Genomic DNA, 11,439 nt, shown 5'->3' on the forward strand with positions numbered 1-11,439 from the left:
AGACCTGCTGCGCCGACCAGCCCGTGAGCATGTCATCGAAGACCTGCTCCGCCGGACGCAGCAACGCCACGTTGCCCGCCCGCAACGCCGTCACCGATCCGGCGCGGTTCCCGTCCTCGAAGTCCACTCCAACAGTCTTACATCTAATGTATGAAAAGTACATCTAACGTAAGACTTGGTGCGTTTCCCCTGGTCAAGAGCCGGGTTCAAGGCTCAGATCAGTGACCCCTGGTACCCTTGCCTGACCAGCGAATACGCACGATTCCGGCCGTCGCGGATTACATCTAACGTAATAATTGCTAGTTCACCTTGACTGTGACGTGGAGGTGGTCGTAGTGGCCTCCGGTGATGGAGGCGGGGTCGTGCATGCCTCCGCCGTTGTACGGTCGCCAGCCGTCGGAGTCGCGGGCGAGGGACCAGATTTGGCCTTGCCAGATCAGGTACTCGACGCCGAGCACGTCGGCGTTGTCCTTCATCCAGTTGGTGACCTTCCAGCCGGCGTCGAGCTGTTCTGGGTTGGGTCGCTGGCCGATGCGGTTGCCGAAGGTGATGTCGCACGCCCTGCCGAGGGGATGCTCGGACTTGGTGCCGGGGCGCGGTGAGTAGCAGCCCCAGCCGGTGTCGGGGAACGTGGCGAGGGTCTGCTGGTAGAGGTGGAGCAGGCGGGCGGTGATCTTGCCCGAGCTGGTGGGATCGTCGACGAGCCGGTCGGGGTCTCCATCGACACCGACCGGCGTCCCCGCAGTGGCGTTGTTGCAGGCAGCGGGTGATCCGCTGGTCGCCGTCGGCAGGTTCGCGGCACCGTGCTCGTTGAGCCAGGCGGCGGCGTCGATTGCCTCACCGTTCGTGCCGCCGGGCCGGACCTCGAAGTGCAGATGTGCGCCGGTGCTCATGCCCGAGGAGCCGACATCGCCGATGTGCTGCCCGGCGCTCACCCGATCGCCGGGACGGACGTGGATGCCGCTTTGCCACATGTGTGCGTAAGCGGTCGCGACGGTCTTGCCGGCGATGGTGTGCTCGATGACGATGAGGCCGCCGTACCCGCCGGAGAACTCGGCGATGGTGACGGTGCCGTCCGCGGCGGCGAGGATCGGCGTGCCGTCGGGTGCGGCGAAGTCGGTGCCGGTGTGTATCTTTCGTTCGCCCGTGATCGGGTGCACCCGCATCCCGAACGGCGAGGACAGCACCCAGGTGCCCTCGGGCAGTGGGAATACCACCCGCGACGACGAGACCGCCGGGCCACCCACGCCAACCGGAGTGCTGCCGCCGTTGGTGAGGGCGGCGAGGATGCTGTCGGCGACGGGCGCGTAGTTGCGGTAGCGGTCGGGGTAGGCGGAGACCTCGACGGCTTGGGCGGCTTCGCCGGGGTCCATCTGTTGCCAGCCGGGGATGTCGAGCAGGCCGCGTGGCGAGGGGTAGTTCGGTCCGGTCGGCCCGCCGAAGAACGCTCGGGCCTGGTACTGCGGGTCCATCAACTCTGCGACGGTGCCCCATCCTGATTGGGGGCGCATCTGGAACAGGCCGAGGGAGTCGTGGTCGCCGCCGTTGCCGTCGTTCGGGTAGTTCGCCGACTCAGGGTATGCGCCGGTGTTGGTGAGCATCCGCAGTGTGGACTCGGTGAGCGCGGCCATCAGCGCGATCTTGATTCCCGGGCGGCCCACGTCGGTGATGCCGTTGCCGACGGTGATGATCGTTGCCGCGTGCGTGAGCTGTTGACGATTCAGGGTGAAGGTCTCGCCGTTCGTGGTGGTCACGGTGAGCGAGTCCGGGATCGGGCCGAGGTTCGCGGTACCGGCAGGGGTGGCGCAGTAGGCGGCAGCGGGGTTCATCAGCACCCCGATGCCGAGGAGTGCGGCGGCGGGGGCGAAGAGCAGCAGCGCCAGGGCTGCGATGGCGGCTTTGCGGAACACGACGCCAACCTCTTCAGCGCAGCGGGTTGTCGAGTTGAGACAGCCGCAGCAGGTGGCAGGTCGGGTAGGTCGGTGCGCAGACGACGAACACGGTGAACGCGACCGGATGCTCGCTGGTGACCGGTTGGCCGTTCCAGACTCCGGCACGGTGGCGGGTGCCCTCGATCGTTACGGCCGTCGTCCCTGCCGCGAGCTGCCCCGGCTGGGCCTGCGCTACCGCGTCGGCCCAGGCGGCGGGGACGTACGCGGTGTCGATGGTGAGGTGCTGGCGGGTGGCATACTGCCGCAGCTCGATCCAGGCGTCGCGGGTCGGCAGGTACGCGGCCACGTCGGAGGCCAGCCCGGCCTGTTCGTCTCCGCTGGGGTCACCGACCGTGAGGATCGCCGAGGTGTAGTCCAGCGGCCACAGCCCCGAAGCCGTGTCCCAGGCGAACAGCGTTGACGCGACGCCCCGAGCGAATGCCTCGGGATCGGCTGAGCGCGGAACCGCAGGAACCCCCGGCGGTCGCGGCGTGCTCGGTTCCACGGTCGGCGGTGCCGTGGTGACCGGGCCGGGCTCCGGGTCGGGATCGGTGCTGGTGCTGTTGCGTGGGCCAGTCAGGAGTCCGTAGACGCCGACCCCCGTGAGGAGCAGCAGGACGATACCGGCGGCGATGAGGGTGACGAGTCGGCGGCGGTTCCGGGTGTCAGTGGATGCAGGGCTCATGCCGAGCAGGTGCGCACCCCGCACCCACGCCGGCGGTCAGAGCGCGCGGAGGCGTGGCGGCTCCGCCGTGCCTTCGCGGGCGACGCGGAGTGCGTCGGCGAACCGGACGGTGCCGTCGGTGGTGGCGAGGAAGTTCTCGAACTGCTCGTCGGTCAGTTCGGCGGCGAGGGTGTCGGTGTCGTAGTGGGTCCACCAGTTCGTCAGCTCGCCCCAGGTCTGGATGAACGCCCGGACCGGGTAGCGGACGGGCTGCCCTTCGTCGGTGACGACCGGAAGGGACCGAGGTGGGGTGCGCTTGCCCTTCTTGATCGACTTCGCCTGGGCCACGGCTGCTTCGGCGCGGGCGTGCAGCTCGGCCTCGCGCCGCTCCCGCGCGGTGGTATCGGCGTCGCGGATCGTTTGGTAGATCGGATGCACCGGGTCACCGGCCTCGATCCTTTCCAGTCCGGCGGCGGCCTCGGCGCGCAACGTCTCGGGCTGAGCGGGGTTGTTGGCGATGTCTTCGAGGTAGCCGATCTTCTCCAGCGTCGTGTGTGACGCACCGCCGGGAATCATCGCCGCCGCTTGCTCCCGGGTCTTCCCGAGTGGCCCGCTCGACGGTGGTGCAAAGTTTGCACCACCGTCGTTCCCCGGCTGGTTCTCGCTGCTGAACTGCGTGGCGGACTTCCGGCGGGCGGCGTCTTCGGCCATGACCTGCTTGATCTCGCGGTACAGGCCGGCGGCTTCGAGCTGTGTGTAGGGCTTGTGCAGCATGTTATCGTCCTGCTCGGCGAGGAGCTGCCCGAGCCGGTCAGACAGACCGCTGCGAACCCACACGTTGACGGTGCGCCAGCCGAGCATCTTGATCGCGGCGAGCCGTCGTGCCCCGCACACCAGCACGCCATCGATGGTGATCGTGAGAGGTTGCAGCAGCCCGTCGCGCTCGATGGACGCGGCCAAGGCGTCGATGTCGCCGAGGTCGGCGCGGTGCCGGGTGCCGACGAGGATCGACTCGACGGTGCGGTCGAGCTGGATGCTGCCGATCTGTGGCTCGATCACGACGACTCACCGCCTCCACCACTCGGAGCGGCCAGTGCGAGCGCAAGGATCAGATCGTCGTCGCGGAGCAGCAGGTCGAGCGTTTCGCCCAGCAGCAGCCGGAGCAGGATGCCGCGACCGCTGCTGGTGGCCACGTAAGCCGGGTGCGGGTTCCCGAGCAGCGCCTTCAGCAGCGCGGCCCAGGAGCGGCGCGGCAGGTCGAGCAGTGCCCGCGCGTGCCGATCGCGGCGCAGTGCCTCGTAGGCGGACTGGCGGGTGCCAGCCTTCATCAACGCCCCGCAGACGTGCTCGACAGCGGCACGCGCCGTGTCGGTCGGCCAGTCGAGCAGGCACAGCATCGCGATGGCGTCCTCGGCCGCCGATCCAGCGGACATGCACGCTTGCGCTGACCCGAGACTGTCGCGCGGTTCCGGTTCGAGGTCGCTGGGACGAAGGTCGGTGGTGTGGAACGCGGGATGGTAGTCGGCCAGCGCGGTGTCGCGTTCGGAGAATCGTTCAGGGTCGTGGAACGCCGAGACGTGGGCGCGGCGGGCCTGGTGCACCGAGCAGAGCAGACCTTGAGCGCGTTCCTCGTAGACGCAGGTGATCCGCACGGCGTGGGTGATGATCGCCCACGGATCGTTGGCTTCACGGGTCGAGCGGTACTGCATCGCGTCGAACGCCGCCGTCACCGCTTCCCAGGTGTCGAGCCTGTGTTTCCTCGCGAGCGCGCGGTACTTGTCGGCGGCGAACTCCATCAGGTCGCGGGCCACCGGGTCGTGAACCCAGGCATCCTCGCCGCCCTCGGCGAGGCGATTGAGCAGGGCACGCAGGCCCTCGCCGGTGGTGAAGTCCTCAGCCCCGTCGGCCGTCTGCTCGGTGCTGGTGCTGGTTGGTCTGGTCATGGTGTCGGCACCTCCTGGCAGGCAGGTGCGCACTCGCTCCCACGAGCGCGTCCTGCATGCCGATGCCGTCGCGACCATGACCTGTCACCGCCGTCAACTCATCGAGACCCCGGAGCGGGACACCTGCGACGAGGGCGCGGTGCTGCGCCCGAACGCCGAGATCGGCGGCAACCGCCGGGCGCGGTCCCCGAGACGACGAACACCGGCACCGATGGGGGTGCGGGTGCGGCGAGCGAGTTCGGCCTGGAAGTCGAGGCCACGCCCGGCCGCGTGCGCCGAGTGCCGGGCGATCAGATCGGTGGGGCGCACCCACTCCACGCCGCAACCGCGTACGAGAGCGTGCTGCTTGTCGTCGCGGGCGACCTGAGCGGCCCGCACCGCCTCCGGCGTGCTCGTCGCCTCGACGGGCTCGGGTCGCTCCCGCGGCTCCTCGGGCACCAGCCGTGCGGGATCGGGCCTCGCGGGATCGTTCTGTTGCGGGTTGTCGGTGGTGTTCATGGGGTCGTCTCCTCCCGCTCGTCGGCGGTGTCGGTGGTGTCAGTGAGGTGCGCGACGGCGAACCAGCGGCCCACGGTCGAGGGATGCACCCCGAGTTCGCGGGCAATCCGCTTGTTCGACCAACCCGCCTCCCGCAGCTCCCACCCCAGCGCCCGCCGATCCACCACACCGTCCTCGCGACGGGTGAGTTCCGCCTCGCCAGACGGCAGCGCAGGCATCGACTCCGCAGCGGCGGCAAGTGCGGTGGCCGGGTCGGCGGTGCGGGTGAGGATCACGGTCAGGTGCGTGCTCGCCAGCAGCACGACGGGCGGCACCGCGGCGACCGAGGCGGCGAGCATCCGTGGCACGTCGGCGTCTGCGGCGACGACGGCGTGAATGGCGTTCGCCGTCACCGAGACGAGGGCGCCGCCGACCAGCAGCGCCCACGGGTACCAGGCCGAGCGTTGCCCGGCGAGGGCGACGACGGCGACCGTCGCGACGACGATGATGCCGTCCACGATCAGTGGCCACGCCCACGCCTGACCCGTCCCGATCCCGGAGCGAGCGGCCAGATCGGCCAGCGACGTGAACGACAGCCAGAACGCCCCGGCGGCGATGAACACCGTCCCCGCGACCGCCGTCATCGCGGCCCAGCGCCGCCCGCCCGACTCGCGCATCACCGCCCAGCCCTCCCAAGCGCTGCGGACGATGGGCTCGCCGAGCGACCGAACCATCGCTCCGCGCTCTGCGTCCGGTCGATGGACGTGGCTCCGGATGCGGGCTGGGTGGCTCGGTAGGCGGAGCGCACGGTCGTGGTGATCTCGCGATCGCCCAGACCCGCCGACTGGGCCGCAGCACCCAGCGCATCGAGCGCGTCGGAGGGCGAGACGCCGTTCTCTGCGAGGCGGCACGCGGCCCAGAACAGGCCCCGGTTCCGCTCGCCCTCACCCCGCCCTGCGACCCACGCCGCCAACCGCTTCCCATCCACGACCATCGCGGTGCCCTCGGCGCGTGGTGGGACGACGGGGCGCGGGTCCAGGAAGTCCCGCAGCCGGGCCGCGTCCACCGTGCCGACCGAGTGCGCCGCGATGTCGGCGACCTCGTAACGCCTCACGTTGCCGTCGATGATGCGCCGGGAGGGCGGGGCGATGATGTAGCCGCCGTCGCCCCGGAAATCGACACCCACGTCGGCTGCCTGCCACGACCGCTGCTCCCTGCCCGGGGTCGCCGGGAAGTACACGTGCGCGCCACCGGTGGGTGTGCGCACGAGCAGACCCGCGCCATCGACGAGCCCCGCGTCGGTGGCCCGCTGGTACGCCACGCGGCCGTCGCGGGGGCCGTGGACATCGACATCGACGACGACCACGCCCGATGCCGCGCCGGTCGGGATGCCGATGTTCGCGTTCGGTGTGCGCGACCACCACGCGGCAACCTGTTCCGGGTCGCTGCTCGCGTCGAGGAACCCACGGCGGGTCAGCGGACGCTTCCCCTCGACCAGGCACGGGAACACGGGCACGCCAGCCGCCGCGAGACTCCGAGCCGCTACCGCGAGGTGTGGTGAGCGATCCACGCGAATGAGCGCCGCCAGGACATCGAATGGCTCGGGCATCACAGCCCCCGCCCTGCCAGCGCCGACACCGGCGCAGCACGCGGACGATCCGCCTCCACCGCAGGCGTGCGGGAGGTGCGCGGACTGGGGGTGTCGCGTTCGAGGCCGGGCGGGGTGCCGTCGCCGACTTGGAGCGTGTCGAGCTGGTCGAGGATCGCCAGCGCGGTCTTCCGCACTCGCTCGCCGGTGGCCTGTACTACCTGGACGGGCTCTTGGCCGTCCACGCGGGCGGCCCAGGTTGAGACGTACGGGATCGTGTACCCGGCGGTATCCATGCCGTGCGCCGCACCGATCATCAACGCTACGGACTCGGCTTCGACCTCGCGGATGCCGCGATGCTGCCGCGCCTCCTCATCGTCGGGATCGTGCATCACCACATGCGCCAGCTCGTGCGCGAGCGTCTTGACCTGCGCGGCAGGGTCCATGTTCTCCCGCACCGCGACCGTGCGAGCCTGGTAGTCGGTCATGCCGTTCGCGCCGGAGATCATCCCCTCGTGCGGCACCCGCAGCACCTCGAACCCCGCGACGCGAATCTGCCCGGACAGCCCCTCCCACAACCCCGACGGCGCTTCACCTTCCAGCAGCGCCGGAGCGGGCGGCACCGGCAACGGTTCGCCCTCGGTCTGGGACGCATCCCACACGTAGGCCGGCCGCGCACCGACCATGCGCGAGCGCACCACCTCGCCGGCCTTCGGCTTCTCCCGCGGGCCGAGCCGTCGCCACGAGCCCGCGTCGGCAGGGGTCGCAGTGGCGAACCGGCCCGTCACCGGCGCGAAGATCATGTACCCCGGCTGGCCCTTCATCACCTGCCGCCCGAGCCCCTGCCACTGCCGGTACCCGGCGACCAGGGTGGGGAAGGGCTCGGGCACGCGGCCTGCCTCGAACGCGGCCTCGTGCTGCACCCAGATCAGCATCGTGTTGTTGAACGACCGCGACCGGAACCGGGCCGCGAAGGCGAGCGCCTGCCGCCAGTCGTCACCCGAGACCAGCGACTCGACCGCGCCGGTCAGCTTCTCGTGCAGCTCGTCGAGCTTCGCTTCCCTTGCCGCGCGGGCGTCCTCGTTCGATGCCATGCTCCGGACTCCTCTTCGGCGGGCCGCGCCAAGTTTGCGCGCGGCGGTACACCTGGCAGGTAGGCGCGAACACCCGCGCCCGGACCGTGAGCTGGACATCGTTCACCTCCTTGAGGCAGCCCGACCCGAGACCGGCACCGAGGATTGAGCATGCTCAAATGTCCCAGAGTCCTGTTCTAACATCGACCGTTGAGCATGCGCAAGCCTTGATTTGTGCATGCTCAACGACTACGGTTGAGCATGCACAACCACCCTCTGGGTGGATCACATGGATGCCTTGCCCGTCGCGAAGGGAAGGGGGTCACCGTCATGACCGAAGACAAGAGCCAGGCTGCGGCCGAAGACCTCGCCAAGCGTCTGCGGCTCCTGATGGACGTCGCCGTCGCCGAGTCCGGCACGGAACCGACCTACTCGCAGATCGCCGGCTACCTCCATGAACGAGGCACCAACCTGTCGCGATCGCGCTGGACGTACATGGTCAACGGCCACCGCTACGTCCAAGACCCCGCCGTGTTCGAGGGGCTCGCCGCTTTCTTCGACGTGGACGCCGCCTTCCTCCTCGGCGAAGACGGTGCGGCCACTCCCGAGAAGGTCTCTGCGCAACTTGATCTCGTTCGGTCCATGCGTGCCGCGAAGGTCAAGTCTTACGCAGCCCGCACCCTCGGCGACATCTCGCCGAAAGCACTCCACGCCATCACTAAGTTCCTGGATGAGGAAATGACACCAACGTCTGAGCACTGACTGGGTGTCGCGCAAGGCGAAGCCGATACCGGTCGCTGCTCCCCACTGAAAGGGGCGAACCGTGAATACCGAACAGACCGTATCGGCGGCCGTCGCGGGCCTTCAGCTCGGCAACACCTTCACCCTCGACGAGCTCCTCCGCTCTGTCCAGGACCAGCGGCACCGCAGGCTTCGGGTCATTGAACTGGCTGATCTCGACACGCACGACGGCCTCTGCGCGCTCTGGCTGGCAACCGATACCGACGACCTCGTGCTCCACGCCCGCACCGACTCGACACTCCACCGACAGCAGTTCATCCTCCACGAACTCGCCCACATGATCCTCGGCCATTGCGACGGCGATGACTGCACCGTCGACGAGGCGCTGCTGCCCAACATCCCGCCCTACACCCGAGGACGCCTGCTCCGGCGGCAAGACCTTGACAGCGAAAACGAGATCGCCGCCGAGTCCCTCGCCGACAAGCTCGCCGCCGGCATCCGAGGATCAGTGTTTGCAGAGTCGGCATTCTCGGAGATATTCGGATGATCCAGACGCTCGTTGCGACGCTCATGTGGGCGCTCGTGGCGAGCCTGCTTATCTTCCGCCGCAAACGCACCGACAGAAGCATCACCCGCGCCGCGTTCACCATCGCCCTAGCGATGACCTTGAACGTCGATGGGATCTACACGGTCGTCGATCCGCTCCTCGGCGGCACGAACATCGCGACGCTGATCGCGGACGCTCTCCTTATGGTCGGGCTCTTCTTCCTCGGGCGGGGCGTCATGAAGACCGGCGAGTACCGCCCCAGGCTCGTCCGCGCCGCCGTCAGTGCGCCCGTCCTGCTCGTCGCGCTACTCGCGATCACGGCAGCATTCCTGTTCATCGATCGCGGCACCACCACAACACGATTCATGAGCGATCTCGGCGCGCAACCCGCAGCAGCGGTCTACTCGATCATCAACTTCAGCTACGGAGCACTCGTCATCGCAACGATGCTCGTCCTCGCCCTACGGCAGTATCGCCACAGCACCGGCATCCAACGCCTTCCCGCAGTGCTGCTGAGCCTGGGATCGGCGTTCGGCGTCGCGCTCTGCCTCGCCGTGATCGTCCTGGACATCGCCCACGCCACCGGCCACCTCGACCTCATGCACGCCATCCAGCCCGCTTACGATCCGCTGTCGGTCCTCACTTTCGTGTTCCTCTGCGCCGGCTTCGCGGTCCAACCCGCCGTCCGCCGCGCCCAGCACCACGCCCGACGGCGGCACACCATCTCCTTCGCGGCGCAGTTGGAGCCGCTCTGGCACCGGGCCACGCTCGCACGGCCCGGGCTGAGCCAAGCCGACCCCCTCGTCGCCAACAGCGAAGACCCCGAAGGACACCTACACCGCGTGATCGTCGAAATCCGCGACGCGATGATCGACCCCCGCATCACCTTCGACATCAGCACCGACGACCGAGACCTGCTCGAACGCGCCGAGAGCCACCTCGTCGGAAGCGATAGCGCCGTCGCAAGGGCCTTGCCCGGTCCCTACGTCGCGGAGCGGGAGTCGTGATCGGCCGCATCGCCCTCGGTGGCGGGATCGCGACGGCAGCGGCCGCCGGGGCCGGGTGGGTCATCACAAGGCGACTCACCGCACCCGCCGGCCCACGCACGTTCGACCTCGCCATCCGAGGAGTCGAGCACGCCGACGGCGGCAGCCTGATCGTGCTCGACCGCACTGACCAAACCACTGCGCCCGGCATCTACAACCTCTGGTTCGAGCACGGCGGCTGGGCGCAACTCTCGGCCGAGATCATTGATCGCGGACCCACGCGTGTCGCTCGACGAGTCACGGGCACCACACCCGGCCTCACGCCAGGGGTCGGCGATCGCGCTTCGTGGAGTGGCATCTACTACGCCACCCCAGCCGACGCCGGACTCCACGCACGCGACATCACCATGACCATCCCGGCAGGGCCGTCTCCGGCCTGGCGCATCGACGGTGACCCCGCCACGTGGGCAATCCTTATCCATGGCCTCGGCAGCACCCGCGCCGGCACCCTCCGCGGCGCCCTCGCCGCAACCGAGCTCAGCTACACCTCACTGGTCGTCAGCTACCGCAACACAGCAGAAGGGCCACGAGTCGCCACCGGCCGATCAACCCTCGGCCACACCGAGACGAGCGACGTTGACGAAGCCATCGGATACGCCGTCCGACGAGGAGCCCAACGAATCGTGCTCTTCGGCTGGTCGATGGGTGCCGCGATCGCACTCCAGCTCGCCGACCGGCCTCGACACGAGAGGTTGATCGCCGCGCTCGTCCTCGATTCACCAGTCCTCAACTGGGCCGAGGTCATCAAGGCCAACTGCGTTCGCAGCGGAGTACCCGCAGCAGTCGGGTACCTCGCGATCCCGTGGCTCACCCTCGCCCCGCTGGCTCGCGCAGTCGGCTTGCCGGGCCGCATCCCGCTCCGCTCGTTCGACTGGACATCCCGAGCCGCCGACCTCAGCACGCCGATCCTGATCCTCCACGGCACCCGAGACGACTCCGTACCGATCCGACTCTCACAAGCACTCCGAGACGCGCGCCCCGATCTTGTGGAGTTGGAGACTTTCGACGCCGGCCACACCCTCTGCTGGAACGCCGACCCCAACCGGTGGCAGGACGCAGTGACGACCTGGCTCAAGAAGCGAGTCCCGTCCTGATTGGCCGAGCGGAGCGACCACGCTCCGCACCGGTCTCGTTCGGCCACGCCCGGAGAAACCCAACTCAAGCCGTACCTCCGCCGGTATCATCGTGAGTGTTGGCCTGCCTGGCCATAGAGCGAGGGAGGATCAACGTGGCTGAGCCGTGGCTGTCCGCAGACGATATCGCCGCCCACCTCGGGGTCACCAAAGACACCGTCTACACCTGGATTGCCGAGAAGGCCATGCCCGCCCACAAGGTCGGACGCCTCTGGAAGTTCCAAGCCAGCGAGATCGACGACTGGGTGCGACGAGGCGGAGCCTCATCCTCGACTCACGACGAGGATGCCGGGTAG

General features: G+C 68.9%; 13 protein-coding genes. 5 read left to right on the plus strand and 8 right to left on the minus strand.

What is annotated here, in order from left to right:
- Positions 1 to 299 precede the first annotated feature (299 nt).
- The 8 genes from P0D62_RS17860 to P0D62_RS17895 form a co-directional block, all read right to left on the minus strand.
- The gene (locus P0D62_RS17860; protein ID WP_275703895.1) at positions 300 to 1,910 is read right to left on the minus strand and encodes a M23 family metallopeptidase; all 1,611 of its coding nucleotides are present in this window, start codon (positions 1,908 to 1,910) and stop codon (positions 300 to 302) included.
- Between the two features lie 13 nt (positions 1,911 to 1,923).
- Positions 1,924 to 2,616, minus strand: coding sequence for a hypothetical protein (locus P0D62_RS17865; protein ID WP_034717461.1), 693 nt, complete (start codon positions 2,614 to 2,616; stop codon positions 1,924 to 1,926).
- Between the two features lie 36 nt (positions 2,617 to 2,652).
- The gene (locus tag P0D62_RS17870) at positions 2,653 to 3,654 is read right to left on the minus strand and encodes a ParB N-terminal domain-containing protein (protein WP_188550600.1); all 1,002 of its coding nucleotides are present in this window, start codon (positions 3,652 to 3,654) and stop codon (positions 2,653 to 2,655) included.
- Complete coding sequence (locus P0D62_RS17875; protein ID WP_013601301.1) at positions 3,651 to 4,538, minus strand: hypothetical protein; 888 nt, start codon at positions 4,536 to 4,538, stop codon at positions 3,651 to 3,653. The genes P0D62_RS17870 and P0D62_RS17875 overlap by 4 nt, the downstream gene beginning before the upstream one ends.
- Positions 4,539 to 4,631: 93 nt before the next feature.
- Positions 4,632 to 5,036, minus strand: a complete 405-nt coding sequence (locus tag P0D62_RS17880; protein WP_275703896.1) for a hypothetical protein — start codon at positions 5,034 to 5,036, stop codon at positions 4,632 to 4,634.
- Positions 5,033 to 5,749 (minus strand): helix-turn-helix domain-containing protein, encoded by a 717-nt coding sequence (locus P0D62_RS17885; protein WP_275703897.1) that lies wholly within the window; start codon positions 5,747 to 5,749, stop codon positions 5,033 to 5,035. The genes P0D62_RS17880 and P0D62_RS17885 overlap by 4 nt, the downstream gene beginning before the upstream one ends.
- Positions 5,692 to 6,624, minus strand: a complete 933-nt coding sequence (locus P0D62_RS17890; RefSeq protein WP_275703898.1) for a bifunctional DNA primase/polymerase — start codon at positions 6,622 to 6,624, stop codon at positions 5,692 to 5,694. The genes P0D62_RS17885 and P0D62_RS17890 overlap by 58 nt, the downstream gene beginning before the upstream one ends.
- Positions 6,624 to 7,697, minus strand: coding sequence for an ImmA/IrrE family metallo-endopeptidase (locus tag P0D62_RS17895; RefSeq protein ID WP_275703899.1), 1,074 nt, complete (start codon positions 7,695 to 7,697; stop codon positions 6,624 to 6,626). The genes P0D62_RS17890 and P0D62_RS17895 overlap by 1 nt, the downstream gene beginning before the upstream one ends.
- Before the next feature lie 309 nt (positions 7,698 to 8,006).
- On the opposite strand from P0D62_RS17895, the gene P0D62_RS17900 reads away from it, so the two are divergent.
- The 5 genes from P0D62_RS17900 (at position 8,007) to P0D62_RS17920 (ending at position 11,439) form a co-directional block, all read left to right on the plus strand.
- Positions 8,007 to 8,438 carry a hypothetical protein gene (locus tag P0D62_RS17900; protein ID WP_275703900.1) on the plus strand — a complete coding sequence of 144 codons (432 nt, stop codon included), beginning with the start codon at positions 8,007 to 8,009 and terminating at the stop codon, positions 8,436 to 8,438.
- A gap of 61 nt (positions 8,439 to 8,499) precedes the next feature.
- The gene (locus tag P0D62_RS17905; protein WP_275703901.1) at positions 8,500 to 8,964 is read left to right on the plus strand and encodes a hypothetical protein; all 465 of its coding nucleotides are present in this window, start codon (positions 8,500 to 8,502) and stop codon (positions 8,962 to 8,964) included.
- A complete protein-coding gene (locus tag P0D62_RS17910) occupies positions 8,961 to 9,971 on the plus strand; it encodes an MAB_1171c family putative transporter (RefSeq protein ID WP_275703902.1) in 1,011 nt (336 codons plus the stop codon). The genes P0D62_RS17905 and P0D62_RS17910 overlap by 4 nt, the downstream gene beginning before the upstream one ends.
- On the plus strand, positions 9,968 to 11,104 hold the full coding sequence (locus P0D62_RS17915) for an alpha/beta hydrolase (protein WP_275703903.1): 1,137 nt from the start codon (positions 9,968 to 9,970) through the stop codon (positions 11,102 to 11,104). Before P0D62_RS17910 ends, P0D62_RS17915 begins: the two co-directional genes overlap by 4 nt.
- Positions 11,105 to 11,238: 134 nt before the next feature.
- The gene (locus tag P0D62_RS17920; protein ID WP_085107820.1) at positions 11,239 to 11,439 is read left to right on the plus strand and encodes a helix-turn-helix domain-containing protein; all 201 of its coding nucleotides are present in this window, start codon (positions 11,239 to 11,241) and stop codon (positions 11,437 to 11,439) included.

It is taken from the genome of Tessaracoccus caeni, from assembly GCF_029211185.1.
Lineage (GTDB): Bacteria > Actinomycetota > Actinomycetes > Propionibacteriales > Propionibacteriaceae > Arachnia > Arachnia caeni.

Bases quoted from the DNA above. Each gene is read 5' to 3' on its own strand.
- P0D62_RS17865 (WP_034717461.1), bottom strand. From the start codon at position 2,616: ATGAGCCCTGCATCCACTGACACCCGGAACCGCCGCCGACTCGTCACC.
- P0D62_RS17875 (WP_013601301.1), bottom strand. From the start codon at position 4,538: ATGACCAGACCAACCAGCACCAGCACCGAGCAGACGGCCGACGGGGCT.
- P0D62_RS17880 (WP_275703896.1), bottom strand. From the start codon at position 5,036: ATGAACACCACCGACAACCCGCAACAGAACGATCCCGCGAGGCCCGAT.
- P0D62_RS17885 (WP_275703897.1), bottom strand. From the start codon at position 5,749: ATGGTTCGGTCGCTCGGCGAGCCCATCGTCCGCAGCGCTTGGGAGGGC.
- P0D62_RS17890 (WP_275703898.1), bottom strand. From the start codon at position 6,624: ATGCCCGAGCCATTCGATGTCCTGGCGGCGCTCATTCGCGTGGATCGC.
- P0D62_RS17895 (WP_275703899.1), bottom strand. From the start codon at position 7,697: ATGGCATCGAACGAGGACGCCCGCGCGGCAAGGGAAGCGAAGCTCGAC.
- P0D62_RS17900 (WP_275703900.1), top strand. From the start codon at position 8,007: ATGACCGAAGACAAGAGCCAGGCTGCGGCCGAAGACCTCGCCAAGCGT.
- P0D62_RS17910 (WP_275703902.1), top strand. From the start codon at position 8,961: ATGATCCAGACGCTCGTTGCGACGCTCATGTGGGCGCTCGTGGCGAGC.